This is a genomic window from Streptomyces griseobrunneus (assembly GCF_046713465.1).
GTDB lineage: Bacteria > Actinomycetota > Actinomycetes > Streptomycetales > Streptomycetaceae > Streptomyces > Streptomyces microflavus.
In genome coordinates, this window is the sequence record NZ_CP177080.1 from 1,846,646 (window position 1) to 1,873,173 (window position 26,528).

Consider the following 26,528-nt stretch of genomic DNA (forward strand, 5'->3'; position numbering starts at 1 on the left):
CCTGACGGGTGTCACGGCTCACCGCCCGTCTCCTCCTCCCACTGAGCCCCGGGGGGGCTCAGCCGCCCGTGCGGCCGTTCCCGCCGAGCGCTCGGCGTATCCGTGACAGGGCCGGTTCCCCGCGCCGCGGGCGGGGGCCGCCGTGCACCCTGGGATCGTCGGTGACGTCGTACCGCTTCACATAGGCCCCCAGGAACGCCTGGAGCGTGGCGATGGCGGGGATGGCGATCAACGCGCCGACGGCGCCCAGCAGGGCCGTCCCCGCGATCACCGAACCGAAGGCGACCGCCGGGTGGATGTCGACGGTCTTGGCGGTCAGCTTGGGCTGGAGGACGTAGTTCTCGAACTGCTGGTAGACGACGACGAACCCGAGCACCCACAGCGCATACCAGGGGTTGACGGTGAAGGCGATCAGCATCGGCAGGGCGCCCGCCAGATACGTGCCGATGGTGGGGATGAACTGCGAGACGAGCCCGACCCAGACGGCGAGCGCCGGAGCGTAGGGCACGCCGAGGACGACCAGCAGGATGTAGTGCGCGACGCCGGAGATCAGTGCCATCAGGCCGCGCGAATAGATGTAGCCGCCGGTCTTGTCGACCGCGATCTCCCAGGCGCGCAGCACCTCGGTCTGCCGGGCCGGCGGGAGTACGGAGCAGAGCGCGCGGCGCAGCCGGGGGCCGTCGGCCGCGAAGTAGAAGGAGAACAGGAAGATGGTCAGCAGCCGGAACAGCCCACCGAGAACGGTGGTGGAGACGTCGAGCACCCCGGTGGCGCTGTTCTGGACGTACTTCTGCAGCCAGTCGGAGTGCAGCAGGCTGTCCTGGACCTCGACCCGCGAGAGCTCGGTGCGGAAGGTCTGGTTGACCCAGTTGATCACCGAGTCGATGTACTTGGGGAAGTCGTCGACCATGTCGACGATCTGGCCGGCCAGCATCGATCCCAGCAGGACGACGAAGCCGACACTGAAGATCATCAGGCCGATGAAGACGAGGAATGTGGCCATCCCCCGGCGCATGCCACGGGCCGACATCCGGCCCACAGCGGGCTCGATGGCGAGCGCGAGGAAGAACGCGATCAGCACATTGGTCAGCAACCCGATGACCTGGTCGAACGCCCAGCTGCCGAGCTGGAAGCAGGCGTAGAGCGCCAGGGCCAGCACCATCGCCCGCGGCAGCCAGCCCGGCATACGGGCGGGCACCGGACCGGTGGGCGGTGCGGGGGGCTCGGCGGGCGGGGCGGTGGGCGGCTCGGCCGGGACGGTCTCGTCTGTCGATGACACGGGACAAGTCTCGCCTACGCCACCGACAGCCGGTTCCCCGGCCGGGCGACGCCGGGGGCAGGCGGTGTCAGCGCCTGTCCGCAGGGACGTCCATGGACGTGCAGACCGCGCGCCAGACGTCCTTCGCGTCCCAGCCGACGTCCAGTGCCTGGTGCACCGTACGGCCGCCGAGTTCGGCCATCACATGGTCACGGGCGAAGGAGTCCGCGTACGCGGCACCGAAGTGGTCCGCCATCCGCTCCCAGAAAATCGTCAACCGCATGCCACCAGTATCGCGCTCCTGAGAGTGCAGCCCGTCCGCCGGGCATGTGCCGGAGCCTCATCCCCCTCTACGGTCGGTCCATGGCTGGAACCGGAGCACATCCCCTCGCCCGCGCCGAACACTTCATCTGGCTCACCGCCCGCGTACTGGAACAGCGGAGGTTCGCCCACCGCTTCCTCGACGGCGACCCGGACCCCGTGGAGACGGCGCTCACCGCCTACCGGAACGAGGACGGCGGCTACGCCCACGCGCTGGAACCCGATCTTCGCGGTCCGGTAAGCCAGCCGCTGCACACCGCCCACGCGCTCAGCGTCCTCGACTCGATCGGCCGCTGCGAAGGACTGCGTGTGGAGCGGATCTGCCGCTATCTGAGCGACGTGTCGACCAAAGAAGGGGCGCTGCCCGCACTGCTCCCTTTACAACGCGGATATCCCGCCGCACCGTTCGTCCCCGTGGTCGACGACCCACCCGCAGAGCTGCTGGCGACCGGTCCGATCGTCGGACTGCTGCACCGCAATGAGGTGTGGCACGCCTGGCTGTTCCGGGCGACGGACTTCTGCTGGAGCGCCGTCGACGCCCTGGAGCAGTCGCACCCCTACGAGATCGAGGCCGCGATCGCCTTCCTGGACGGGGTGCCGGACCGGGCCCGCGCCGAGCGGGCGGCGGACCGGCTCGGCCGGCTGGTGCGCGGCCAGCGGCTCGCGGTGCTGGATCCGTCCCGGCGGGCGGAGTATCCGGTGGCGCCGGGTTACGCGCCGGGCGAGCACCACTTCCCGCACGACTACTCCCGTACGCCCGGGTCACTGGCCCGCCGCTGGTTCACCGACGAGGAGCTGGAGCGCTCGCTCGACCACCTGGCGGCCGAGCAGCAGGAGGACGGCGGCTGGCCGGTGAACTGGCGGCAGTGGGCACCGGGCACCGCTCTGGAGGGGCGGCCCCTGGTGACGCTCAGGGCCCTGGAGACGCTGCGGTCCTACGGCCGTCCGCTCGGCTGACCGGGTGTCGCTCACCCCAAGGCGCGGACGCCCGCCGTGACCACCACGGCCGCGCCGACGACCACCAGGAAAGGGGCGCGCAGGATCAGTGCGAGCGCCGCGGCGGCGAGTCCCGCGGCCCGGGCGTCGAGGACGAGCTGCTGGCCGTCACCGAAGGTCTGCTGCGCGGTGAGGGCCGCCAGCAGCGCCACCGGCAACAGGGTCGCCATCCGCCGTACGAGCGGTCGCTCCAGCACTCCCGCCGGGACCAGCAGGCCCGCGTACTTGGCGAGGTAGCAGCCCACCGCGGTCAGTCCGATGGCTATCCAGACGTTCATGAGTCCCGTCCGCCCTTCTTCTCCGTCGTCTCCTTCTGTGAGGCCGTCGCCGCTCCCCGCTTACGCCGCCCCATCAGGAAGAGGACGAGGGGCGCAGCGAGCGCGGACAGCAGGACCGGCACTCCGGCCGGCAGGACGGGCAGCAGCGTCAGGGCCAGCAGCACGGCGACCCCCGCGGTGACGCGTTCGGTGGTGCTCCTGAGCATCGGTGCGAGCAGCGCGAGGAAGACGGCGGGACTGGCCGCGTCCAGGCCCCAGGCCTCGGTGTCGCCCAGCGCCTCGGCCCCCATCGCACCCACCAGGGTGGTGAGGTTCCACAGCACGTAGAGGGTGAGCCCGGTGACCGTGAAGCCGAGACGCGCGGCCCGCCGGTCGGGCTGGGCCACCGTGACCGCGGTCGTCTCGTCGATCACCCAGTGGGCGGCGAAGGGACGCACGGCACGCGGAAGGGCCAGCAACTGGGAGAGCCGCAGACCATAGAAGGCGTTGCGGACGCCGAGAAAGAACGCTCCGGCCGCAGCCGTGTACGGGTTGCCGCCCGCGGCCAGCGCGCCGACCAGGGCGAACTGCGAGGCGCCGGTGAAGACGAAGAGGCTCAGGGCGCAGATCTGGAGCACGCTGAGCCCGGACCCCGCGGCGGTGACGCCGAACGCGAAACCGGAGAGCCCGACGGCGATGCCGACGCCGAGCGCGTCCCGGACGACGGCCGCGTCCGGCTTGTGCGGTGGGGCGTCTGGCGCCGGGCCCGGCGGCCCGGCGGATATGGCACCGATCGCGCCGGTGCTCTCTGGGGGTGCTGTCTGTTCTGCCACGCGCCGCACGTTACGGGGGCGGTCAGGGCCCGGTCTTGTACGTTCTTGCGCGCTCACGCCGGTACGCACCGGGCGGCACCCCCACGATCCGGGTGAAGTGCCGGTTGAGGTGCGGCTGGTCCGTGAACCCGACGGCGACCGCGGCGTCGGCGGGGGCGACGCCCGCGTCGAGCAGGCGACGGGCCCGGCGCACCCGGGCGTCGGTGAGCCAGGTGTGGGGCGGCATCCCGTACTCCTTCTTGAAGGCCCTCAGCAGCGCGAACGGGCTGGTGCCCAGCTCGGCGGCGAGCGTCTCCAGCGTGGGCGGCGCGTCCATCCGCCCCTCCAGCGCGAGGCGGGCGCGTTCGGCATCCCGCGCGCCTCCGGCCCGGGGCGTCACGCTGGGGAGCGAGCTGCCGTGCCGGTCGAGGAGGCGGACGACCAGGACCCGCAGCAGGGTGTCGGCGGCCAGCGCGTTGCCCTCCTCCGCGGCCCGGTGCACCTGGGTGATCAGCCGGGCGGCGTAGGGGTCGGTCACACGGTTCTCGGCGAACCCGACCGTGCCGCGCAGGGGTGTCACCTCGGCCGCGATGTCGTTGATCACCTGGGCGGAGGGGTACAGCGTGTCGTATTCCCAGCCCTCGGGCTGCCCGGGGCGGGCGGTGTGCGGCACCTCCGGGTTGATCATCACGACGGTGCCGGGGATCGCGTGGACCATGCCGCCCGGCAGCCCCACGTCCTCCACACCACCGGTGACCGCGCCGAACACGTACCCCTCGTGGCTGTGCCGGGGGAAGGTGTGGCGGACGTACCGGGCTCGCAGGAGATCGAGGTCGGGCAGCTCCGCGTACGTCCAGTGCCGCGCCCACTCCTTCGCCCGATCCGCTCCCGCCATGGCCACATTCTCGCAGGTCCCGGCCGTGCGACGCAGGGTGAGGGGGTGGCCCCGGGCGGTGTCGGCGGCCCGTTGTCAGTGGTGGGGTGCACGATGGGGAACATGACCGGCTCCGCTCTCGACACCTTCTCGCCCGCGACCCGCAGCTGGTTCGCCGGTGCCTTCAGCGCGCCCACCCCCGCGCAGGAAGGTGCCTGGCGGGCCATCGGCGAGGGCAGTGACGTGCTGGTGGTCGCGCCGACCGGTTCCGGCAAGACACTGGCCGCGTTCCTCGCCTCGCTGGACCGGCTGGCGGCCGGTCCGCCGCCCGCGGAGGCGAAGAAGCGCTGCCGCGTGCTGTACGTGTCGCCCCTCAAGGCCCTGGCGGTCGACGTCGAGCGGAATCTGCGCTCCCCGCTGACCGGCATCCGCCAGGAGTCGGTGCGCCTGGGCCTGCCCGAGCCGGAGGTGCGGGTGGGTATCCGGTCCGGTGACACCCCGCCCGCCGAGCGGCGCTCCATGGTGACCCGGCCGCCGGACATCCTGATCACCACACCCGAATCTCTGTTCCTGATGCTCACGTCCTCCGCCCGGGACGCGCTCGCGGGCGTCGAGACGGTGATCCTGGACGAGGTGCACGCGGTCGCCGGCACGAAGCGCGGCGCCCATCTCGCCCTTTCCCTGGAGCGCCTGGACGAGCTGCTGCCCCGGCCCGCCCGCCGGATCGGGCTCTCCGCGACGGTCCGGCCGGTCGGGGAGGTCGCCCGCTTCCTCTCGCCGCAGCGCAAGGTGGAGATCGTCCAGCCGCCGTCCACCAAGGAGTTCGACCTCTCGGTGGTCGTCCCGGTGGAGGATCTGGGCGAGCTGGGCGGTTCGCCCGCCACCGACGGGGACGCCGCCCAGGCGGAGAAGCCCTCGATCTGGCCGCATGTCGAGGAGCGCATCGCCGATCTCGTCCAGTCGCACCGCTCCACGATCGTCTTCGCCAACTCACGGCGGCTGGCGGAGCGCCTCTGCAACCGGCTGAACGAGATCGCGTACGAGCGGGCCACCGGCACCGCCTTCGACCCGGACAACCCCGCCCCCGGCCTGCCGGAGGCGCACGCCCCCGCCGAGGTCATGGCCCAGTCGGGCGCGGCCCGGGGCGCCCCGCCCCTGCTGGCCCGCGCCCACCACGGTTCGGTCTCCAAGGAGCAGCGGGCCCAGGTGGAGGAGGACCTCAAGGCGGGGCGGCTGCCCGCCGTGGTGGCCACCTCCAGCCTGGAGCTCGGCATCGACATGGGCGCGGTCGACCTGGTGATCCAGGTCGAGTCCCCGCCCTCCGTCGCCTCCGGTCTCCAGCGGGTGGGCCGGGCCGGGCACCAGGTGGGCGCGGTATCCACCGGAGTGGTCTTCCCGAAGTACCGCGGTGATTTGGTGCAGGCCGCCGTCGTCACCGAGCGGATGCGGACAGGGGCGATCGAGGCGCTGCGCATCCCGTCCAACCCGCTGGACGTCCTCGCCCAGCAGCTGGTCGCCATGGTGGCGCTGGACAGCTGGCAGGCCGACGACCTGCTGGCCCTGGTCCGCCGGGCCGCCCCATTCGCCTCGCTCCCCGAGTCGGCGTTCACGGCCGTGCTCGACATGCTCGCCGGACGCTATCCCTCCGACGCCTTCGCCGAGCTGCGGCCCCGGGTGGTCTGGGACCGGGTCGGCGGTACGGTCACGGGCCGCCCCGGAGCCCAGCGGCTCGCCGTCACCTCGGGCGGCACCATTCCGGACCGCGGCCTCTTCGGGGTCTTCCTGGCCGGTGCGGACCCGAAGAAGGGCGGCGGCCGGGTCGGCGAGCTGGACGAGGAGATGGTCTACGAGTCCCGGGTCGGCGACGTCTTCACCCTGGGCACCACCTCCTGGCGGATCGAGGACATCACCCGGGACCGGGTCCTCGTCTCGCCGGCCCCGGGTGTTCCTGGGAGGCTGCCGTTCTGGAAGGGCGACCAGCTGGGCCGCCCCCTGGAGCTCGGCCGCGCCCTGGGGGCGTTCCTCCGCGAGATCGGCGGGCTCTCCGAGGAGGACGCCCGGCTCCGGCTGCTCGCCGCCGGGCTCGACGCCTGGGCGGCGGACAACATCCTGGCCTATCTGGACGAGCAACGACGGGCCTGCGGCCATGTCCCGGACGACCGGACGATCCTGGTCGAGCGGTTCCGGGACGAGCTGGGCGACTGGCGGGTCGTCGTCCACTCCCCTTTCGGCGCCCAGGTGCACGCCCCCTGGGCGCTCGCCCTCTCCGCCCGCCTCGGTGAGCGGTACGGGATGGACGCCCAGGTCATGCACGCCGACGACGGGATCGTGCTGCGGCTCCCCGACGCCGACATGATGGGCCTGGACCTCCTCGACTTCGACGCCCCGCCGGGACCGGACGCGGCGAACGACGGACCGGCGCCGGGGGCCTTCTCGTACGACAGCGAGCAGCCCCCGGTCGGTGCCGCCGATGTCGTCTTCGACCAGGGCGAGGTGCAGCAGATCGTCACCGACCAGGTCGGTGGCTCGGCGCTGTTCGCCGCCCGCTTCCGCGAGTGCGCCGCCCGGGCCCTGCTGCTGCCCCGGCGCTCCCCCGGCAAGCGCACCCCGCTCTGGCAGCAGCGCCAGCGCGCCTCCCAGCTGCTCCAGGTGGCGTCCGAGTTCGGTTCGTTCCCGATCGTCCTCGAAGCCGTCCGCGAGTGCCTCCAGGACGTCTTCGACGTCCCCGGGCTCACCGAACTGATGGGTGACCTGGAGGCGCGCCGGGTCCGGCTGGTCGAGGTCACCACCCAGGAGCCCTCCCCGTTCGCCCGCTCCCTCCTCTTCGGTTACGTCGCCCAGTTCCTGTACGAGGGCGACTCTCCGCTGGCCGAGCGGCGGGCCGCCGCACTCTCCCTGGACTCCCACCTCCTGGCCGAGCTGCTGGGCCAGGCGGAGCTGCGCGAACTGCTCGACCCCGAGGTCCTCACCGAGCTGGAGCGGGAGCTCCAGTGGCTCACCGAGGACCGCAGGATCAAGGACATCGAAGGGGTCGCGGACCTCCTGCGCGTCCTGGGACCCCTCACCGACGCCGAGCTGGCCGAGCGGGGCGCCGAGCCCTCCTGGGCACCGGAGCTGGCGTCCTCCCGCCGGGCCATCCAGGTCCGGATCGCCGGGGCCGACCACTGGGCGGCGATCGAGGACGCGGGGAGGCTGCGCGACTCCCTGGGCACAGCGCTCCCGGTCGGTGTGCCCGAGGCCTTCACCGAGCCGGTGAAGGACCCCCTCGGCGATCTCCTCGCCCGCTTCGCCAGGACGCACGGCCCGTTCACCGCCGCGCGGGCCGCCGAGCGGTTCGGCCTCGGCACCGCCGTCACGGACGGCGCGCTGCAACGGCTCGCCGCCTCCGGCAGGACCGTCCAGGGCGAGTTCCACCCGGCGGGCATCGGCCAGGAGTGGTGCGACGCCACGGTGCTGCGCCGGCTCCGCCGCCGTTCGCTGGCCGCGCTCCGCCAGGAGCTGGAGCCGGTGGAGCCCGCCGCACTCGCCTCGTTCCTCCCCCAGTGGCAGCACTTCGGCTCCAACCGCCTGCGGTCCATCGACGGGCTGGCCCGCGCCGTGGAACAGCTCCAGGGAGCGCCCGTCCCGGCCTCCGCCCTGGAGAAGCTGATCCTGCCGAGCCGGGTCATGGGCTACACCCCGGCGATGCTCGACGAGCTGACGACCACGGGCGAGGTGATCTGGGCCGGGGCCGGAGCGCTGCCCGGCAAGGACGGCTGGCTCTCCCTCTATCCCGCCGACAGCGCACCCCTGCTCCTGCCCGCCCCGCACCCGCTGGAGCTGTCGGCGCTCCACGAGTCGCTGCTCACCACCCTCTCCGGGGGGTACGGCCTCTTCTTCCGGCAGATCGCCGACCAGGTCCGGGCCACCACCCACCCGGACTCCACCGACCAGCAGCTCGCCGACGCACTCTGGGAGCTGGCCTGGTCGGGCAGGCTCACCAACGACACCCTCGCCCCGCTGCGCTCGCTCCTGGGCTCCGGTCGGACGGCGGGCTCCACCGCCCATCGGGCAAGACGCAGCGTGCCCCGCGGGCGGTACGGATCCCTCACCGCGGCCGCCCGGCCCGCCTCCCGCACCGGCCCCCCGACGGTCTCGGGCCGCTGGTCCCTGCTGCCCCCGCGCGAGCCGGAGCCCACTCACCGCGCCCACGCCCTGGCCCGCACCCTGCTCGACCGGCACGGCGTGGTCACCCGCGGCGCGGTGCAGGCCGAGGGGGTGGAGGGCGGCTTCTCGGCGACGTACCGCATCCTGGCCGCCTTCGAGGACAGCGGTCAGGCCCGGCGGGGCTATGTGGTCGAGGGGCTGGGGGCCGCCCAGTTCGCGATGGACGGGGCGGTGGACCGGCTGCGGGCGGCCGCCACGGCCCGCGACCGCCGGGACCCGGGCACCGCGCCCCAGGCCCTGGTGCTCGCGGCGGCCGACCCGGCCAACGCGTACGGCGCCGCCCTGCCGTGGCCGGAGTCCCCGGACGGCGCGGGCCACAAGCCGGGCCGCAAGGCGGGGGCGCTGGTGGTCCTCGTCGACGGCGAGCTCACCCTCTACATGGAACGCGGCGGCAAATCCCTGCTCGCCTGGCCGTCCGACCCCGAGTCCCCCGCACTCCTTGCGGCGGCCGAGGCCCTGGCCGCGTCCGCCCGCGCCGGTGCGCTCGGCACCGTGACGGTGGAGCGGACGAACGGCGTCTCCTCCCTCACCTCACCACTGGGCCGGACCCTGGAGGCGGCCGGGTTCCTCGCCACCCCGAGAGGCCTGCGCCTGAGGGCGTGAGCCGGGCGGGCCCGTCCCCGTGTCCTGGCACACCCCGCCGAAGCGCGCCGGGCCCATCATGGGGGTATGCCCGAAGGAGACACCGTCCTGCAGACCGCCGCCCGGCTGCACGCAGCGCTGGCGGGGCGGGTCCTGACCCACGCCGACCTCCGCGTCCCCCGGTTCGCCACCTCCGACCTGAGCGGCCGCACCGTCCTCGACGTCACCGCTCGCGGCAAGCATCTGCTGACCCGGATCGAAGGCGGGCTGACCCTGCACAGCCACCTCAGGATGGACGGGGCCTGGCGGATCTACGCACCGGGTGAGCGCTGGCGCGGCGGCCCCGGGCACCAGATCCGCGCGGTCCTGACCAACGCCGACCACACCGCCGTCGGCTACCGCCTCCCGGTGCTCGAACTGCTCCGCACCAGTGAGGAGAGCAAGGCCGTGGGCCATCTCGGGCCGGATCTGCTGGGCCCGGACTGGGACCCGGTCCTCGCCGTGGACCGGCTGCTCGCCGCACCGGACCGCCCCATCGGCGAGATGCTCCTGGACCAGCGCAACCTCGCGGGCATCGGCAATGTCTACAAGTGCGAACTGTGCTTCCTGGCCCGCGTCACCCCCTGGCTGCCCGTGGGCGCCCTCCCCGACGGGGCCCTCCCCCGCCTGGTCGCCCTGGCCCACCGGCTCCTCGACGCCAACCGGGACCGCCCCACCCGCACCACCACCATCCGCGCCGAGCGCCGCCCCCGCCCGGACGCCCCGGCCCCCACTCCTCCGCAGAGGCCCCTCCCGCCCCTCCGGGTGCAGGAACCCCTGTACGTCTACGGCCGGGTTCACCGCCCCTGTCTGCGCTGCGGCACCCCGATCCGCAAGGTCGACGAGGCCGACCGGCCGACGTACTGGTGCCCGGCCTGCCAGTCGGGCCCGATGCCCTAGGTACCGAAGGGCTCGACGCCACAAAGACCGACACACCAATTGACGACCCGTCAGATTTGACCGTACGGTCCCGTCATGCCCCTCTCCGCGTACGACCTCACGGGCCGCTCCGCGTTCGTCACCGGAGCCGCCAGCGGTATCGGCCGGGCGAGCGCCGTACTCCTCGCCGAGGCCGGGGCCACGGTCCACTGCGCCGACCGCGACGAGACGGGCCTGCGCCGGACGTACGAGGTGATCACGCGTGCGGGCGGCACGGCCCGCGCCCATCCGCTCGACGTCACCGACCGGGACGGGGTCCGTGCGGCCGTCCGGGTGGCGGGAGAGCTCGACATCCTGGTCGCCGTGGCCGGGATCATGCACACCAGCAGCGTCCTGGAGACGGCTGACGACGACCTGGACCGGGTACTGGCGGTCAATTTCAAGGGGGTGCTGTACGCCTGCCAGGAGGTGGCCCGCTCCATGATCTCCCGCTCCGCACCCGGTTCGCTGATCACGATGGCGTCCGGCGCCGTGGACTCCGCGAGCGCGGGCCTGCTCTGCTACAGCGCGGCGAAAGCGGCCGTGGTCCAGCTCACCAAGACGCTCGCCACCGAACTGGGCCCCCACGCCATACGGGTGAACGCGGTCGCGCCGGGCTGGATCCGTACGCCGATGACCGACCGGCACGGAGCCGAACAGCAGCAGCGTGCGGAGGCGACGATGGCCCGGATCTCTCCGCTGGGCCGGGTCGGCGAACCCGAGGACGTCGCCCACACCGTGCTGCACCTGGCGTCCGACGCCTCGGCCTTCACCACCGGCCAGATCCTCCGCCCGAACGGCGGCGTCGCCATGCCCTGGTGAGCCCCGCCACAAGCCGCCCCGATCCCGCCCCCGAAGCCCGCCCCGCCGACTCCGCCCGCCCCGCCGAGAGCATCGACGCCACATGGACGGGCAGCAGGCTCAGCCCCCAGCCGCCCGCCGCCACCGCGCCCTCCACCGCCCCGGCCTGCTCCGGCTGCAGCGCCAGCCTCAGCACCGCCCACCACCACATCCCGCCGAGGACCAGCGCCGGCACCCAACGCCGTACCATCGCTGCCCTCCTGCGGCCGACGCCCTTTCGGGCAGTTTCCCCTGGCTGCGGCGCCCCTGCATCCAGAACGCCCGGCCGGCAGCCCCCACACGCCCAGTGCCCCCGCCGGGAATCGGCGGGGGCACTCGGGGTACTCGGGCATCCGGAACGATCCGGTGCTCAAGGCGGGCAGTGGCGCGAGGCGCTACTTGTCGTTGTCGTTGCGCAGCGAGTCCGTGACGCCCTTCGCACGGTCACCGGCCTCGTCGACCTTGTCCTTGGCCGTGGCCTTGGCCTGGTCGGCCTTGCCCTCGGACTCCTTGCGGCGGTCGCCGGTCAGCTTGCCGACGGCCTCCTTGCCCTTGCCCTTGAGCTTGTCCATGGCGTTGTCACCAGTCACGATGTCGGTTCCTTCCGCTCAGGCACTTTCGGCCTGGAACATCCAGGCGTGCTTTTCGAGGTCTGCCGTCAGTGAGATCAGGATGTCCTGGGTGACGGGATCCGGCGCGTCGGTCACCTCGATGCGCTCCCGCATCCGGCCGATGACCACGCCCAGAGCATCCACGAGCGCCTTCACGGCGTCGGTGTCCTTGATCCAGCCGTCGGGGACGGGCTGGATGGCGGTCTCCTTGGCAACGGTCGCGGAGCGCCCGTCCGGGTTGACCCCGATCGCGGAGGCACGCTCGGCGACCGTGTCGGAGTGCTGCCGAGCCGTGACGACCACATCGTCGAGCTGCAGATGCACGGACCGGAAACGCGGGCCGACCACGTTCCAGTGGATCTGCTTCGCCACGAGGGAGAGGTCGACCAGATCGACCAGTGCGCCTTGCAGCGCTTCTCCGACGAGCTTGAGATCACTCTCGGACAGTGGGCTCTTCACCACAGACATGCACAACTCCCATCCGTCAGGCGTACTGCTGACTGTCGTCAGGCCTTTCGCCGACCGTTTCGGCGCACCACCCACGATGGCACAAATGAAACAAAACAGTCATGTTGGCCTCAACCTCCGTCTGCCCGCTCTTCCGCGGCTCACACACGCACGGGCCGCACAGCCCGCGCAGAAGGGGCACACGCGAAAGTCCCGGCCGACCCCTGTTGGGGCCGACCGGGACCCCGGTCGAGCACTGTGCCGCGCGCGGATCAGGCGGCGACGACGTCCACCGCTTCTGCGGGCGCCTTGATGGTCACGCGTCCCGACGGCACACCTGCGACCGACGAAACGGAGACGGAATTGAGCATGGGACGAACCGGTACTGGGACCGGATCAGTGGCAGCTGCCGACTCGGCCAGCTCAGCGAGCGAGAGCTCGTCGCTCACCTCACGCATGAGCTCGGACATCCGTACGTCAAGCGCGTCGCAAATCGCGGAGAGCAGCTCGGAGGATGCCTCCTTCTGCCCCCGCTCCACCTCGGACAGATAACCGAGCGAGACCCGGGCGGACGAGGAGACTTCGCGCAGAGTACGGCCTTGGCGCTGGCGCTGCCGACGCAGCACGTCACCCAGCAGGCGACGGAGCAGAATCATCGGTGGCTCCCTCCTCGGACCGCGTAGCCGCATCCTTCACGCCCTACCGTACCGCCTTGTGCTGCGGCCGTGCGGGGAGCGATGTCGTGTTCACTCAGGGCTGCAAACATCAATTCCCCCCGATCTGTTCCGTATCCTGTGCCCGCGCATTCTCGCGGAGTTCGCTCAACAGCAGATCGAGGGCGCTTCGTACACTCTCTCTACGGATGTCCGCCCTCGAACCATTCAACCGCAGAGCGGATATTTTCTCGACGCCTGAAGGTCCCGCGACGGCCACATAGACCGTCCCGACGGGCTGTCCGTCCTGCGGCTCCGGGCCCGCGACGCCGGTGGTGGAGATGCCCCAGTCCGCGCCGAGAGCGCCCCGCACACCTGCCGCCATCTGCCGCGCGACCTCGGGATCGACCGCCCCGCGCTCCGCAAGCAGGGCCCCGTCCACACCCAGGATCTCTCCCTTGAGGGCCGTGGCATAGGCCGTCACCGACCCCCGGAAGGACCGCGAGGCTCCGGGTACGGAAGTGAGTTCGGCCGCCACCAGGCCGCCCGTCAGTGATTCGGCGACGGCGAGGGTCTCCCCGCGCTCCGCAAGTCGCCCGAGCACCCGGGCAGCGGCTGTCACCGCTCGGCCTCCGCGCCGTCGCGCGCACCGACGGTGGGCTCCACGGGCGTCGACCCACCGGACACACGCACAGCCGAACCGGACGCACCGGCACCGGAAGCACCGGAGGCCTCGGCACCAGAGGCACCAGCGTCCGCAACACCGGCACCAGGAGACCCGGCCGCCTCGTTCAGCGCCTCCGTGGTCCGGCCGACGGCGGCGCGCTCGGCAGCGAGGCTCCTGCGGCGCAGCACGACGGCCTGGCGTACGTAGTCGAGTCCGGTGACGACCGTCAGCACGACGGCCACCATCATCACCCAGAAGCGCAAGGTCGCCAGGGGGCCGGTGAGCACCAGGACGTACATCCCGGCCGCCGTGCCCTGGGCCAGGGTCTTCAGCTTCCCGCCCCGGCTGGCCGGGATCACCGCGTGCCGGATCACCCAGAACCGCATCAGCGTGATGCCCAGCTCACGGGCGAGGATCACACCGGTGATCCACCACGGCAGGTCGCCCAGGACGGAGAGGCAGACCAGCGCCGCGCCCATGATCGCCTTGTCGGCGATCGGGTCGGCGATCTTCCCGAAGTCCGTGACCAGGTTGTACGCCCGCGCCAGATGACCGTCGAAGAGGTCGGTGATCATGGCGACGGCGAAGGCGGCCCAGGCGAAGGAGCGCCAGACCGGGTCGTACCCGCCGTTGTGGAGCAGCAGCATGACGAAGCCGGGAACGAGCAGCAGCCGCACCATGGTCAGGATGTTGGCGATGTTCCACAGGCTGGCCTGGTTGACGGCCGCAGTGCCCAGCTTGCCGCCGCGGACCGGCTTCGCGCCGGAACCGCCTGCCGCGGATGCCGGGACTCCCGTCATCTGGCCGCCTCCGCAAGCTCGTGGTGTTCGGCCACCAGGTCGACGCCCTCGGTGCCCACTGCCTTTGCCTCGACCATACGGCCCGGCACGAGACCCTCGCGTGTGGTGAAGACCACCTGGCCGTCCGTTTCCGGAGCCTGGTGCGCGGCGCGGCCGACCGCGACCTCGCCGTCCTCGTCCGACTCGACGGACTCCACCAGCACCTGGAGGGTCTCGCCGACGCGCTCCTCGGCCCGCTGCGAGGTCAGCTCCTCGGCCAGCTGGGAGATGTGGGCGAGCCGCTCGGCGATGGTGTCGGCGTCCAGCTTGTTCTCGTAACCGACCGCCTCGGTGCCCTCCTCGTCGGAGTACCCGAAGACGCCGATGGCGTCGAGCCGGGCGCCGGTGAGGAAGCGTTCCAGCTCGGCGAGGTCGGCCTCGGTCTCACCGGGGAACCCGACGATGAAGTTGGACCGGGCGCCGGCCTCGGGGGCCTTGCTCCGGATGGTGTCCAGGAGCTCCAGGAAGCGGTCGGTGTCGCCGAAGCGGCGCATCGTGCGCAGCACGCTCGGGGAGGAGTGCTGGAAGGAGAGGTCGAAGTACGGGGCGACCTTCGGCGTCGAGGTGAGGACGTCGATCAGGCCGGGGCGCATCTCGGCGGGCTGGAGGTAGCTGACCCGGATCCGCTCGATGCCGTCCACGTCGGCCAGCTCCGGCAGCAGGGTCTCCAGGAGCCGGATGTCGCCGAGGTCCTTGCCGTAGGAGGTGTTGTTCTCGGAGACGAGCATGACCTCCTTGACGCCCTGCTCGGCCAGCCAGCGGGTCTCCTGGAGCACGTCCGAGGGACGGCGGGAGATGAAGGAGCCGCGGAAGGAGGGGATGGCGCAGAAGGAGCAGCGGCGGTCGCAGCCGGAGGCGAGCTTCACCGAGGCGACGGGGCTGGTGCCGAGCCGGCGGCGCAGCGGCGCGCGCGGTCCGGAGACCGGAGCGACCCCTTCGGGAAGGTCCGCGGGCGCCGGGGCGGGTGCCTCCTGGGCGTGCCCGGGCAGCGCCACGGCGGCGTCCTGCCGCTCGGCAGGGCTGATCGGCAGCAGCTTGCGGCGGTCGCGCGGGGTGTGCGAGGCGTGGACGCCGCCGTTGAGGATGGTCTGGAGCCGGTCGGAGATGTCGGCGTAGTCGTCGAATCCGAGGACACCGTCCGCCTCCGGCAGGGCCTCGGCGAGGTCCTTGCCGTAGCGCTCGGCCATGCAGCCGACGGCGACGACGGCCTGGGTGCGGCCGTGCTCCTTGAGATCGTTGGCTTCGAGCAAGGCGTCGACGGAGTCCTTCTTGGCGGCTTCGACGAACCCACAGGTGTTGACGACTGCGACATCAGCGTCGGAGGCATCCTCGACGAGGTCCCAGCCGTCCGCTGCCAAGCGGCCTGCCAGCTCCTCCGAGTCCACCTCGTTACGGGCGCAGCCAAGAGTGACAAGGGCGACGGTACGGCGTTCGGGCATGGACTCAAGACTACTTTGTCCCGGCGGCCGTCCCGCCGTGCAGGGTTGCCTGCCCTCCTCCTGCTACGCGGAGTGACAGGTGCCCTGCTACGCGGAGCAGCAGACGGCGGGCCCGCCGGGAACGCCGACGGGCGCCCGGCACGAGGCCGGACGCCCGTCGATGGGGTGGGGAGGCGCGGGATCAGCCGGCCTCGGGGTCACCCTTGGTGTACGTGAGCCGCTCGACCTGACCCGGTTCGAAGCGGTCCTGGAGCTTCTTCCCGTTCACGAAGAGCTCGATCGCCCCGGCGTTGCCGAGGACGAGGTCGATGCGCTCCTTGTCCTGGAAGGTCTTGGACTCACCCTCGAGCAGCAGCCCGTCGAAGAGCAGCCGTCCGTTGTGGTCCTTGACGGAGATCCAGCTCTTGCCCTGGCTCGCGCCGAGCTTGACCGTCACCTTGTCCCGGGGGGCTGCGGCGATGGCGCTCTCGGAGGGCACGGGCTTGGGGTCGGCCGGCTTGGTGGTGGGTTTGGCCGCGGTCTTGTCGGGCGTCGAGCCCTCAGCGACCTGGGCGGTGTTAGACGGCTTCTCCTCACCGCTGAAGAGGGTGAAGCCGACGAAACCGACGACGGCGACGATGGCCGCGACCATGGCCGCGGTCCAGTTGGGCCGCCGCGGTTCGGAACGGATGCGCTCCGCTTCGAACAGCGGTGCCGCGGGGGTCGGTGCGGGACGGCCGCCGTGGTCTCCGTCGTAACGCTCGACCAGGGGTTCCGGGTCGATACCGACGGCACGGGCGATGTTGCGGATGTGGCCGCGTGCGTAGACGTCGCCGCCACAGCGCGAGAAGTCGTCCTCCTCGATCGCGTGCACGATGGGGATGCGCACCCGGGTGGAGCTGCTGACTTCCTCGACCGTCAGACCTGCGGCGATTCGAGCCTGCTGAAGGGCACGACCGATCGAAGGCCGGTCGTCTTCGGGGGAGTTGCCGATGGACACGGGGGCGCCTTTCGAGCGTGAGCCACCTGCTGGATGTTCAGTCTAGGGGGGGTACGAAAGGGAGGGGCAACCGGGAGGGACGACTTTGTACGCCATCGGGTTCGCCGGACGGCCCCGCGGACCGCTCCGCGGACGGAGCGGGGACGGGACCGTGCCCCGATCGAGGACTGGGCAACCTGGAGTGGGCCGAACAGGGTGGGTGACAACGAGCTGGGCGGGAGGGAGGAGCATCGTTCCGCCCCTCCCTCCAACTTGACGTACGACCGCACGAAACGGTTGCCCACGAAACCTTTACGGGTGGATTACCTCTACGGAGCGGATTCCCCGCGGATGACGGCCAACACCCCGTCCAGCTCGTCCGGTTTCACCATGACGTCCCGCGCCTTGGAGCCCTCGCTGGGTCCGACGATGTTGCGGGACTCCATCAGGTCCATCAGCCGGCCCGCCTTCGCGAAGCCGACCCGCAGCTTGCGCTGGAGCATCGAGGTCGACCCGAACTGGGTGGAGACGACCAGCTCGGCGGCCTGGCAGAGCAGGTCCAGGTCGTCGCCGATGTCCTCGTCGATCTCCTTCTTCTGCTTCGTACCCACCACGACGTCTTCCCGGAAGACCGGGGCCATCTGGTCCTTGCAGTGCTGGACGACGGCGGCGACCTCGTCCTCGGTGACGAACGCGCCCTGCATACGGGTGGGCTTGTTGGCGCCCATCGGCAGGAAGAGACCGTCCCCCTTGCCGATGAGCTTCTCGGCGCCGGGCTGGTCGAGGATGACCCGGCTGTCGGCGAGCGAGGAGGTGGCGAAGGCCAGCCGGGAGGGCACGTTCGCCTTGATCAGACCGGTGACCACGTCGACCGAGGGGCGCTGGGTGGCGAGCACCAGGTGGATTCCGGCGGCGCGGGCCAACTGGGTGATGCGGACGATCGAGTCCTCGACGTCACGGGGGGCGACCATCATCAGGTCGGCCAGCTCGTCGACGATCACCAGGAGGTACGGGTACGGCGTCAGCTCCCGTTCGCTACCCTCGGGCGTCTTCGCCTTTCCGGTGCGCACGGCGTGGTTGAAGTCGTCGATGTGCCGGTAGCCGAAGGCGGCGAGGTCGTCGTAGCGCAGGTCCATCTCCCGCACGACCCACTGGAGCGCCTCGGCGGCCTTCTTGGGGTTGGTGATGATCGGGGTGATCAGGTGCGGGATGCCCTCGTACGCGGTGAGCTCGACGCGCTTGGGGTCGACGAGGACCATCCGGACGTCCTCCGGGGTGGCCCGGACCATGACCGAGGTGATCAGGCAGTTGATGCAGGAGGACTTGCCGGAGCCGGTCGCACCGGCGACCAGGACGTGCGGCATCTTCGCCAGGTTGGCCATCTCGTAGCCGCCCTCGACGTTCTTGCCGAGCGCCACGAGCATCGGGTGGTCGTCCTCGGCCGCGTCCGCGAGGCGCAGCACGTCACCGAGGTTGACCATCTCCCGGTCGGAGTTGGGGATCTCGATGCCGACGGCGGACTTCCCCGGGATCGGCGAGATGATCCGCACGTCGGGACTGGCGACGGCGTACGCGATGTTCTTGGCGAGCGCCGTGATCTTCTCGACCTTCACGGCCGGGCCGAGCTCGATCTCGTACCGGGTGACCGTCGGGCCCCGGGTGAAGCCGGTGACGACTGCGTCGACCTTGAACTCGGTGAACACGTTGGTCAGCGAGCTGACGACGGCGTCGTTGGCCGCACTGCGGGTCTTGCCGGGGCCGCCGCGCTCCAGCAGGTCGAGCGAGGGCAGCGAGTACGTGATGTCGCCGGACAGCTGGAGCTGCTCGGCGCGGGCGGGCAGGGCCCCGGTCCGCTCGGGGGCGGGCTTCGTCAGATCGGGTACGCCACCGGAGTGGTCGGGTACGCCCGCGGAGGCGGCCCCCGCCCTGCCGGCGCCCCGGTCCTTCCCCGCGCCGTCGCCCCGCTCGGCATCGCGGGCTCCGGGCACGGGCGTGCCGGTGCGCTCGCGGACCCGGTCCACCGAGACGCCCTGGGTCAGGTCGGCGACGACAGGCGAGGGCGGCATGCCGTTGAGTACGGCCCCGTCGAGCGCGGCGGCGGCGGCCGCGGCCACGTCCACCGCGTCCATGGGCCGGTTCATCGCGGGCTGCGCGGCGGGCCGACGGGGCCTCCTGCGCTTGGTGAGCGCCTCCGCCTCGGCGCTGTCGTGGTCGTAGAGGGCGTCGTCGTCGCCAGGGGCCCGGCGGCGCTCGGCACCCCGGCGGGTCCCGGCGGGCAGCGCCTCACGCCACTGCTCGTCGTAGCGCTCGTCGTCCTCCTCGTACACCTCGCCGGGCTCGTAAGCCGGTTCCACGATGCCGAGCCGGACGCCGAGCTGCCGGAGCCGGCGCGGGATGGCGTTGACCGGGGTCGCGGTGACGACGAGGAGGCCGAAGACGGTGAGCAGCACCAGCAGCGGCACGGCGAGGACCTCGCCCATCATGAAGATCAGCGGCTTGGAGGCGGCCCAGCCGACCAGCCCGCCCGCGTCCTGCATGGCCTCCGTGCCGTCCTCACGGCCCGGCGACCCGCAGGCGATGTGGACCTGGCCGAGGACGCCGACGACCAGGGCGGAGAGCCCGATGACGATCCGGCCGTTGGCGTCGGGCCGCTCCGGATACAGGATCAGCCGTACGGCCATGGCACCGAGCAGTATCGGCGCGAGCAGATCGAGCCGGCCGAACGCCCCGGTCACCAGCATCTCCACCAGGTCGCCGACGGGCCCCTGGAGGTTGGACCAGGTGCCCGCGGCCACGATCAGCGCGAGGCCGAGGAGCAGGAGTGCGAGGCCGTCCTTGCGGTGGGCGGGGTCAAGTCCCTTCGCACCGCGCCCTATGGAGCGGAACACCGCGCCGACGCCGTGCGCCGTGCCCAGCCAGACGGCGCGCACCAGCCGGTAGACGCCGTTGGTGGGGGACGGTGCCGGTTTGGGTACGGGCCTCTTGGCCGCCGCCTTCTTCGCGGGCGCCTTCTTCGCGGGCGCGCTCGCCTTCTTGGGGGCGGTCTTCTTGGCGGGCGCGGCTTTCTTCGCCGGCCCGGGAGTACGGCCGACGCGCTTCGCGGTGCCCGCCGTGCCCTGGGAACCCTTGCCGGACGTACGTGAGGCCATGGTGCCGAGGTTACCGTTGCCGACGCCCGTGAACACGTTCGCCTACTGGTTCACCCGACCGTGTCGCCTTCCGGGAACCGGTAACTGACGCGCACTCATGGCTGGGAGCCTGCCGGGCACCGCCCGAAGCACCGTGTGTCCGGCGCCCGAAGTGCCGTGTCCGTCAGCTCCGAGCGCGCACCGTCAGGCGCTAGTTCTGCGCGGGCAGGATCCCGGGGCCGCCACCCGTGCCCGGCTCCAGCGCGTCGAGCGCGCGGCGCAGGCCGGTGAGCTTGCGTTCGAGATGGGCCGCCGTGGCGACGGCAGCGGCATCGGCGGACTCGTCGTCGAGCTGCTTGGAGAGGGCTTCCGCCTGCTCCTCGACCGCCGCGAGCCGCGCGGAGAGTTCGGCCAGCAGACCGGCCGGCTCCTTCTCGTGGTCGCCGCCCGTGTTGCCGTCGCCCTCCAACTGGAGCCGCAGGAGCGCGGCCTGCTCGCGGAGCTTGCAGTTCTTCATGTACAGCTCGACGAAGACCGAGACCTTGGCGCGCAGCACCCACGGGTCGAACGGCTTGGAGATGTAGTCCACCGCGCCGGCCGCGTAACCCCGGAAGGTGTGGTGCGGGCCGTGGTTGATCGCGGTGAGGAAGATGATCGGGATGTCCCGGGTCCGCTCACGCCGCTTGATGTGGGCGGCGGTCTCGAAACCGTCCATGCCCGGCATCTGGACGTCCAGCAGAATGACCGCGAAGTCGTCCGTGAGCAGCGCTTTGAGCGCCTCCTCCCCTGACGATGCCCGGACCAGTGTCTGATCGAGCGCAGAGAGGATGGCCTCCAGCGCCAGCAGATTCTCCGGCCGGTCATCGACCAGGAGGATCTTGGCCTTCTGCACCATGGCCCGTCCTCCTCGCCCCGGAAATGCACCGGGTGCCGCCCCAGGGGACGACTCCCTTACGCCGTCCGTCCTTGTGCCGGTCATGGTAGCCGCACCCCGCCCGTCACCACACCCTGTCACCGCGTTGTCACTGTGCACGTACCGCAAACGCGGTGGGAGACCAGAAGGTTCCCCGAATACAGCACGTTCACACCCGTTCGCGCACAGCCGGTCAGCAACTCACCCTGATTCGTTCAATATCCGATCACTCTCTGTGCATCCACTGCTCCATCACCGCAAGCAGATGATCAGGATCGACCGGCTTCGTCACATAGTCGGAAGCACCACAGTCGATCGCCTTCTCCCGATCGCCCTTCATCGCCTTCGCGGTGAGCGCGACGATCGGCAGCCCGGCGAACTGGGGCATCCGCCGGATCGCGGTCGTGGTCGCGTAACCGTCCATCTCGGGCATCATGATGTCCATCAGTACGACCGTCACATCGTCGTGCTGCTCCAGGACTTCGATCCCCTCACGGCCGTTCTCCGCGTACAGCACGGCGAGACCGTGCTGCTCCAGCACGCTGGTGAGCGCGAAGACATTACGGATGTCGTCGTCGACGATGAGCACCTTCTCACCGCGGAACCGGAACGTCCGCCGGGGCTCCGCCGCCTCCTCCCCAGAGGCCGCACCCCCCTGCACCCACTCCTCCTGCGGGACGCTCTCGCCCGCGGGCCGCCCGGCGGGCAGTGCGGGCCGTCGGGCCGCGTCCCCCAGCGCCTTGCGGCGCCGCCGGAACATCCCCGCGGAGTTGGCCGGGTCCCCGAGCGGGGCGGAATCGCCGCCCTGCGACACCTGCCCGTTCTCGGACCCGCCGCCCATCCCCTCGGCCGAACCGGAACCCACCTGGGGGTAGCCCTGCGGAGGCAGTTCGGCCCGGTGCAGCGGCAGGTACAGCGTGAAGGTCGAGCCCCGGCCCGGCTCGCTCGCCGCGTGGATCTCGCCGCCGAGCAGCCGCGCGATCTCCCGGCTGATGGAGAGCCCGAGGCCCGTTCCGCCGTACTTGCGGCTCGTCGTACCGTCCGCCTGCTTGAACGCCTCGAAGATCACCAGCATCTTGCTGGACGCGATCCCGATCCCGGTGTCGGTCACCGAGAAGGCGATCAGATCGGCGTCCGCGTCCCGCAGCGAACCCGCCTCCAGCAGATGCTCCCGGATGGCGTTCGGCACATCGGCGCCGGCCGGCCGGATCACCAGCTCCACCGCCCCGCTGTCGGTGAACTTCACCGCGTTGGACAGCAGGTTGCGCAGCACCTGGAGGAGGCGCTGCTCATCGGTGTGCAGCGTCGCGGGAAGCTCCGGCGAGACCCGTACGGAGAAGTCGAGGCCCTTCTCCGCGGTGAGCGGGCGGAAGGTCGCCTCCACGTAGTCGACCAGCTGGACCAGCGCGATCCTGGTCGGGCTGACGTCCATCTTGCCCGCCTCGACCTTCGACAGGTCGAGGATGTCGTTGATCAGCTGGAGCAGGTCGGAACCGGCCCCGTGGATCGTCTCGGCGAACTCGACCTGCTTCGGCGACAGGTTGCCCTCGGCGTTGTCCGCCAGCAACTTGGCCAGGATCAGCAGCGAGTTGAGCGGCGTGCGCAGCTCGTGCGACATGTTCGCCAGGAACTCGGACTTGTAGCGCATCGAGACCGCGAGTTGCTCGGCGCGCTCCTCCAGAACCTGCCGCGCCTCCTCGATCTCGGTGTTCTTCACCTCGATGTCGCGGTTCTGCTGGGCCAGCAGCTCGGCCTTCTCCTCCAGTTCGGCGTTGGACGCCTGGAGGGCCTTCTGCCGGTTCTCCAGCTCCTGCGAGCGGTCGCGCAGTTGCTCCGTCAGCTCCTGCGACTGCTCCAGGAGCTTCTCCGTCTTGGTGTTGACGCTGATCGTGTTGACGCTCGTCGCGATCATCTCGGCGAGCTGGTTGAGGAAGTCCCGCTGGATGTGCGTGAACGGCTGGAAGGAGGCCAGTTCGATCACGCCGAGGACCTTGCCCTCGAAGAGCACCGGCAGCACGATCACATGCGCGGGCGGCGCCTCCCCGAGACCGGAGGAGATCTTCAGATACCCCGGCGGCACGTTGTCGACCTGGATCGTCCGCTTCTCCTCGGCCGCCGTCCCGATGAGCGTCTCACCGGGCCGGAACGAGGTCGGCATCGAACCGGCGGAGTAGCCGTAACTCCCCCGCATCCGCAGCTCGTACGCGCTGTCGTCGCCGTTGTCCGGCCCCACCTCGTCGGAGTCGCCCGGGGACATCGCCAGGAAGAAGGCGCCGTGCTGGGCCGAGACCACCGGCGTCAGCTCGCTCATGATCAGCGATGCGACGTCCTCCAGATCGCGGCGGCCCTGCATCAGACCGGAGATCCGGGCCAGGTTGCCCTTGAGCCAGTCCTGCTCCTTGTTGGCGAGCGTGGTGTCGCGCAGGTTCGCGATCATCGTGTTGATGTTGTCCTGGAGGACCTGGATCTCGCCGGCCGCGTCGACATCGATCTTGAGGTTCAGATCGCCGCGGGTCACCGCCGTGGCGACGGCCGCGATGGCACGTACCTGACGGGTGAGGTTCCCGGCCATCTCGTTCACCGACTCGGTGAGGTCGCGCCAGGTGCCGTCGACGTCCCGCACCCGCGCCTGACCGCCCAGCTGCCCCTCGGTGCCCACCTCGCGGGCGACCCGGGTCACCTGCTCCGCGAACGAGGAGAGCTGGTCGACCATCGTGTTGATGGTGTTCTTCAGCTCCTGGATCTCACCGCGCGCGTCGATGTCGATCTTCTTGGTGAGATCGCCCTTGGCGATGGCGGTGGTGACCGTGGCGATCTGGCGCACCTGGCCGGTCAGGTTGGAGGCCATCGAGTTCACGGACTCGGTGAGGTCCTTCCACGTACCGGCGACTCCCGGCACCCTGGCCTGGCCGCCCAGCTCACCTTCCGTGCCCACCTCACGGGCCACACGCGTGACCTCGTCCGCGAACGACGACAGCGTCGTCACCATCGTGTTGACGGTGTCGGCCAGCTCCGCGACCTCGCCGCGCGCCTCCACGGTGACCTTCTTCGTCAGGTCGCCGTTGGCGACCGCGGAGGAGACGCGGGAGATGTTGCGTACCTGGCTGGTCAGGTTGTTGGCCATCAGGTTGACGTTGTCGCTGAGGTCCTTCCAGATGCCGGTCGCCCCGCGCACCCGCGCCTGACCGCCGAGGATGCCCTCGGTGCCCACCTCGCGCGCCACACGCGTGACCTCGTCCGCGAAGTTCAGCAGCTGGTCGACCATCGTGTTGACGGTCGTGACCAGTTCGAGGATCTCGCCCTTGGCGTCGACGGTGATCTTCTTGGAGAGATCGCCCTTGGCGACCGCGGTGGTGACCTCGGCGATGTTGCGGACCTGGAGGGTCAGGTTGTTCGCCATGCCGTTGACGGACTGGGTGAGGTCCTTCCACGTACCGGACACGCCCTGCACCTCGGCCTGTCCGCCGAGGATGCCTTCCGTACCCACCTCGCGGGCGACCCGCGTCACCTGCTCCGCGAAGTTGGAGAGCTGGTCCACCATCGTGTTGAGGGTGTTCTTCAGCTCCAGGATCTCGCCCCGGGCGTCCACGTCGATCTTCTGCGACAGGTCACCGCGCGCGACCGCCGTGGCGACCTGCGCGATGTTACGGACCTGGGCGGTGAGGTTCCCCGCCATGCCGTTCACCGAGTCGGTGAGATCGCGCCACACTCCGGCCACACCGGGCACCTGTGCCTGACCGCCGAGCCGCCCGTCCGTACCCACCTCGCGGGCCACCCTGGTCACCTGGTCGGCGAAGGCGGAGAGCTGGTCGACCATCGTGTTGATGGTGTTCTTGAGCTCCAGGATCTCGCCCCGGGCATCCACGTCGATCTTCTGCGACAGGTCGCCCCGCGCCACCGCCGTCGTCACCTGGGCGATCTGCCGCACCTGGGAGGTGAGGTTGCCGGCCATGAAGTTGACGGAGTCCGTGAGCTCCTTCCACGTACCCGAGACGCCGTCCACCCGCGCCTGACCGCCGAGGCGGCCCTCGGTGCCCACGTCACGGGCCATCCGCGTCACCTGGTCGGCGAAGTTGGACAGCTGCGCCACCATCGTGTTGACGGTGTTCTTCAGCTCCAGCATCTCCCCGGCCACATCCACGGTGACCTTCTGCGACAGATCGCCGTTGGCAACCGCCGTGGTCACCTGCGCGATGTCCCGGACCTGACCGGTCAGGTTGCGGAAGGCGGTGTTCACCGAGTCGGTGAGATCCTTCCAGGTCCCGGCAGCGCCCGGCACCTCGGCCTGTCCGCCGAGCCGGCCCTCGACGCCGACCTCACGGGCGACCCGGGTCACCTCGGAACCGAAGGACTGGAGCTGGTCCACCATCGTGTTGACGGTGTTCTTCAGCTCCAGCATCTCCCCGGCCACGTCGACCGTGACCTTCTGCGACATGTCGCCGCTGGCCACCGCCGTCGTCACCTGGGCGATGTCACGTACCTGCGTCGTCAGGTTCCGGAAGACCGTGTTCACCGAGTCGGTGAGGTCCTTCCAGGTCCCCGCCGCCCCCGGCACCTGCGCCTGGCCGCCGAGGAGCCCCTCTCCACCGACCTCGCTCGCCACACGTGTCACTTCGTCGGCGAAGGTGCGCAGCGTCTCGGTCATCTGGTTGATCGTCTCGGCGAGCTGGGCGACCTCGCCACGCGCGCTCACCGTGACCTTCTGCGACAGGTCACCGTTGGCGACCGCCGTCGTCACCTCCGCGATGCCGCGCACCTGGGAGGTGAGGTTGCCCGCCATCGTGTTGACGGAGTCCGTGAGGTCCTTCCACACCCCGGCCACACCGGGCACGGTCGCCTGACCGCCGAGCTCACCCTCCGTACCCACCTCACGGGCGACGCGCGTCACTTCCGAGGAGAACGAGGACAGCTGGTCGACCATCGTGTTGACGGTGTTCTTCAGCTGGAGCATCTCGCCGGCCACATGGACCGTGACCTTCCGCGACAGATCACCCTTGGCGACCGCCGTCGTCACCAGCGCGATGTCCCGCACCTGGGCGGTCAGCCGGTACGCCATGGTGTTGACGGAGTCCGTGAGGTCCTTCCAGGACCCGGACATCCCGCGCACCTGCGCCTGCCCGCCCAGCTTGCCCTCGGTACCCACCTCGACGGCGACGCGTGTCACCTGTTCGGTGAAGACCGACAGCTGGTCGACGAGGTTGTTGACCGTACGAGCGACCTTCAGGAACTCGCCGCGCAGCGGGCGTACCGTCTCGTCCGTCGTGTGCGACCGCAGCTCCATCCGCTGCTCCAGGTCACCGTCGGCGACCGCCGACAGCACCCGGCCCACCTCGGAGACCGGTCTCGCGAGATCGTCCACGAGCTCGTTGGAGGCATCGATCGCGGCGGCCCAGGAGCCCTCGCAGGCGCCCGTCTCCAGCCGCTCCGTGAGCTTGCCCTCACGCCCGACCACACGCCGTACGCGCGCCAGCTCACCGGTGAGATGGAGGTTCCGGTCGGCGACCTCGTTGAAGACCGCCGCGATCTCCGTCATCACGCCGTCGCCGGAGACGGTGAGCCGCCTGCGGAAATTGCCGTCGCGCATCGCCACGAGTCCCGCCAGCAGTCTGTTCAGAGCTGCCGCGTCAACTTCGACGGTGCCATTGCGCTGCTTTTTCACGGACTGTCCGCCTTTTGTACGCGTTTCTGAACCCCGCGCCGCCACGCCAGACTCCACCGTGTCCCTCCCGCAGGGGTTGACCGTTTCGCTCGGGTCTATCCGGAAGCTTGC

20 protein-coding genes are annotated in these 26,528 nt (G+C 70.9%); 4 read left to right on the forward strand and 16 right to left on the reverse strand.

What is annotated here, in order from left to right; genetic code table 11:
• Positions 1–58: 58 nt before the first annotated feature.
• Both ACK8N7_RS08035 and ACK8N7_RS08040 read right to left on the reverse strand, forming a co-directional pair.
• Positions 59–1,186 (reverse strand): AI-2E family transporter, encoded by a 1,128-nt coding sequence (locus ACK8N7_RS08035; protein ID WP_403215822.1) that lies wholly within the window; start codon positions 1,184–1,186, stop codon positions 59–61.
• A gap of 160 nt (positions 1,187–1,346) precedes the next feature.
• Positions 1,347–1,541 (reverse strand): DUF3046 domain-containing protein, encoded by a 195-nt coding sequence (locus tag ACK8N7_RS08040; protein ID WP_403215777.1) that lies wholly within the window; start codon positions 1,539–1,541, stop codon positions 1,347–1,349.
• An 80-nt stretch (positions 1,542–1,621) separates the two neighbouring features.
• On the opposite strand from ACK8N7_RS08040, the gene ACK8N7_RS08045 reads away from it, so the two are divergent.
• Positions 1,622–2,536, forward strand: a complete 915-nt coding sequence (locus ACK8N7_RS08045) for a hypothetical protein (RefSeq protein ID WP_500441679.1) — start codon at positions 1,622–1,624, stop codon at positions 2,534–2,536.
• An 11-nt stretch (positions 2,537–2,547) separates the two neighbouring features.
• On the opposite strand, the gene ACK8N7_RS08050 is transcribed toward ACK8N7_RS08045, so the two are convergent.
• The 3 genes from ACK8N7_RS08050 to ACK8N7_RS08060 are packed head-to-tail and all read right to left on the reverse strand — an operon-like array spanning position 2,548 to position 4,539.
• A complete protein-coding gene (locus tag ACK8N7_RS08050) occupies positions 2,548–2,853 on the reverse strand; it encodes an AzlD domain-containing protein (RefSeq protein ID WP_403215780.1) in 306 nt (101 codons plus the stop codon).
• Complete coding sequence (locus tag ACK8N7_RS08055; RefSeq protein WP_403215782.1) at positions 2,850–3,665, reverse strand: AzlC family ABC transporter permease; 816 nt, start codon at positions 3,663–3,665, stop codon at positions 2,850–2,852. Before ACK8N7_RS08055 ends, ACK8N7_RS08050 begins: the two co-directional genes overlap by 4 nt.
• 22 nt (positions 3,666–3,687) lie before the next feature.
• The gene (locus ACK8N7_RS08060) at positions 3,688–4,539 is read right to left on the reverse strand and encodes an AraC family transcriptional regulator (protein ID WP_403215783.1); all 852 of its coding nucleotides are present in this window, start codon (positions 4,537–4,539) and stop codon (positions 3,688–3,690) included.
• Between the two features lie 102 nt (positions 4,540–4,641).
• Here ACK8N7_RS08060 and ACK8N7_RS08065 point away from each other — a divergent pair, with 102 nt between their 5' ends.
• The 3 genes from ACK8N7_RS08065 (at position 4,642) to ACK8N7_RS08075 (ending at position 11,085) form a co-directional block, all read left to right on the forward strand.
• Positions 4,642–9,327, forward strand: coding sequence for a DEAD/DEAH box helicase (locus ACK8N7_RS08065; protein ID WP_403215785.1), 4,686 nt, complete (start codon positions 4,642–4,644; stop codon positions 9,325–9,327).
• A gap of 66 nt (positions 9,328–9,393) precedes the next feature.
• Positions 9,394–10,245 carry an Fpg/Nei family DNA glycosylase gene (locus ACK8N7_RS08070; RefSeq protein WP_403215787.1) on the forward strand — a complete coding sequence of 284 codons (852 nt, stop codon included), beginning with the start codon at positions 9,394–9,396 and terminating at the stop codon, positions 10,243–10,245.
• A gap of 75 nt (positions 10,246–10,320) precedes the next feature.
• Positions 10,321–11,085 carry an SDR family NAD(P)-dependent oxidoreductase gene (locus tag ACK8N7_RS08075; RefSeq protein ID WP_500441683.1) on the forward strand — a complete coding sequence of 255 codons (765 nt, stop codon included), beginning with the start codon at positions 10,321–10,323 and terminating at the stop codon, positions 11,083–11,085.
• Here ACK8N7_RS08075 and ACK8N7_RS08080 read toward each other — a convergent pair.
• From ACK8N7_RS08080 to ACK8N7_RS08130, 11 genes are all read right to left on the reverse strand, one after another.
• On the reverse strand, positions 11,033–11,314 hold the full coding sequence (locus tag ACK8N7_RS08080) for a hypothetical protein (RefSeq protein ID WP_403215791.1): 282 nt from the start codon (positions 11,312–11,314) through the stop codon (positions 11,033–11,035). The genes ACK8N7_RS08075 and ACK8N7_RS08080 overlap by 53 nt on opposite strands.
• 184 nt (positions 11,315–11,498) lie before the next feature.
• Positions 11,499–11,675, reverse strand: coding sequence for a CsbD family protein (locus ACK8N7_RS08085; protein ID WP_031126265.1), 177 nt, complete (start codon positions 11,673–11,675; stop codon positions 11,499–11,501).
• 36 nt (positions 11,676–11,711) lie between these two features.
• Positions 11,712–12,182 carry a Dps family protein gene (locus ACK8N7_RS08090; protein WP_267066303.1) on the reverse strand — a complete coding sequence of 157 codons (471 nt, stop codon included), beginning with the start codon at positions 12,180–12,182 and terminating at the stop codon, positions 11,712–11,714.
• A 251-nt stretch (positions 12,183–12,433) separates the two neighbouring features.
• The gene (locus tag ACK8N7_RS08095) at positions 12,434–12,817 is read right to left on the reverse strand and encodes a helix-turn-helix domain-containing protein (protein ID WP_015611861.1); all 384 of its coding nucleotides are present in this window, start codon (positions 12,815–12,817) and stop codon (positions 12,434–12,436) included.
• Between the two features lie 109 nt (positions 12,818–12,926).
• On the reverse strand, positions 12,927–13,436 hold the full coding sequence (locus tag ACK8N7_RS08100; RefSeq protein WP_094213707.1) for a CinA family protein: 510 nt from the start codon (positions 13,434–13,436) through the stop codon (positions 12,927–12,929).
• On the reverse strand, positions 13,433–14,281 hold the full coding sequence (gene pgsA, locus ACK8N7_RS08105) for a CDP-diacylglycerol--glycerol-3-phosphate 3-phosphatidyltransferase (protein ID WP_403215793.1): 849 nt from the start codon (positions 14,279–14,281) through the stop codon (positions 13,433–13,435). Before pgsA ends, ACK8N7_RS08100 begins: the two co-directional genes overlap by 4 nt.
• Positions 14,278–15,759, reverse strand: a complete 1,482-nt coding sequence (gene rimO, locus ACK8N7_RS08110) for a 30S ribosomal protein S12 methylthiotransferase RimO (protein WP_403215795.1) — start codon at positions 15,757–15,759, stop codon at positions 14,278–14,280. The genes pgsA and rimO overlap by 4 nt, the downstream gene beginning before the upstream one ends.
• 181 nt (positions 15,760–15,940) lie before the next feature.
• Complete coding sequence (locus tag ACK8N7_RS08115; RefSeq protein ID WP_403215797.1) at positions 15,941–16,738, reverse strand: helix-turn-helix domain-containing protein; 798 nt, start codon at positions 16,736–16,738, stop codon at positions 15,941–15,943.
• A 308-nt stretch (positions 16,739–17,046) separates the two neighbouring features.
• Positions 17,047–19,866, reverse strand: coding sequence for a DNA translocase FtsK (locus ACK8N7_RS08120; protein ID WP_500441688.1), 2,820 nt, complete (start codon positions 19,864–19,866; stop codon positions 17,047–17,049).
• 190 nt (positions 19,867–20,056) lie between these two features.
• Complete coding sequence (locus ACK8N7_RS08125; protein ID WP_403215801.1) at positions 20,057–20,740, reverse strand: response regulator; 684 nt, start codon at positions 20,738–20,740, stop codon at positions 20,057–20,059.
• A 244-nt stretch (positions 20,741–20,984) separates the two neighbouring features.
• Positions 20,985–26,417 carry a HAMP domain-containing protein gene (locus ACK8N7_RS08130; RefSeq protein WP_403215803.1) on the reverse strand — a complete coding sequence of 1,811 codons (5,433 nt, stop codon included), beginning with the start codon at positions 26,415–26,417 and terminating at the stop codon, positions 20,985–20,987.
• Between the last annotated feature and the right edge of the window lie 111 nt (positions 26,418–26,528).

Coding starts and splice junctions, on each gene's coding strand:
- ACK8N7_RS08095 (WP_015611861.1), bottom strand. CDS start 12,817: ATGATTCTGCTCCGTCGCCTGCTGGGTGACGTGCTGCGTCGGCAGCGC.
- ACK8N7_RS08060 (WP_403215783.1), bottom strand. CDS start 4,539: ATGGCGGGAGCGGATCGGGCGAAGGAGTGGGCGCGGCACTGGACGTAC.
- ACK8N7_RS08090 (WP_267066303.1), bottom strand. CDS start 12,182: ATGTCTGTGGTGAAGAGCCCACTGTCCGAGAGTGATCTCAAGCTCGTC.
- rimO (WP_403215795.1), bottom strand. CDS start 15,759: ATGCCCGAACGCCGTACCGTCGCCCTTGTCACTCTTGGCTGCGCCCGT.
- ACK8N7_RS08120 (WP_500441688.1), bottom strand. CDS start 19,866: ATGGCCTCACGTACGTCCGGCAAGGGTTCCCAGGGCACGGCGGGCACC.
- ACK8N7_RS08125 (WP_403215801.1), bottom strand. CDS start 20,740: ATGGTGCAGAAGGCCAAGATCCTCCTGGTCGATGACCGGCCGGAGAAT.
- ACK8N7_RS08065 (WP_403215785.1), top strand. CDS start 4,642: ATGACCGGCTCCGCTCTCGACACCTTCTCGCCCGCGACCCGCAGCTGG.
- ACK8N7_RS08085 (WP_031126265.1), bottom strand. CDS start 11,675: ATGGACAAGCTCAAGGGCAAGGGCAAGGAGGCCGTCGGCAAGCTGACC.
- ACK8N7_RS08050 (WP_403215780.1), bottom strand. CDS start 2,853: ATGAACGTCTGGATAGCCATCGGACTGACCGCGGTGGGCTGCTACCTC.
- ACK8N7_RS08075 (WP_500441683.1), top strand. CDS start 10,321: ATGCCCCTCTCCGCGTACGACCTCACGGGCCGCTCCGCGTTCGTCACC.
- ACK8N7_RS08070 (WP_403215787.1), top strand. CDS start 9,394: ATGCCCGAAGGAGACACCGTCCTGCAGACCGCCGCCCGGCTGCACGCA.
- pgsA (WP_403215793.1), bottom strand. CDS start 14,281: ATGACGGGAGTCCCGGCATCCGCGGCAGGCGGTTCCGGCGCGAAGCCG.
- ACK8N7_RS08045 (WP_500441679.1), top strand. CDS start 1,622: ATGGCTGGAACCGGAGCACATCCCCTCGCCCGCGCCGAACACTTCATC.
- ACK8N7_RS08035 (WP_403215822.1), bottom strand. CDS start 1,186: ATGCCGGGCTGGCTGCCGCGGGCGATGGTGCTGGCCCTGGCGCTCTAC.
- ACK8N7_RS08080 (WP_403215791.1), bottom strand. CDS start 11,314: ATGGTACGGCGTTGGGTGCCGGCGCTGGTCCTCGGCGGGATGTGGTGG.
- ACK8N7_RS08040 (WP_403215777.1), bottom strand. CDS start 1,541: ATGCGGTTGACGATTTTCTGGGAGCGGATGGCGGACCACTTCGGTGCC.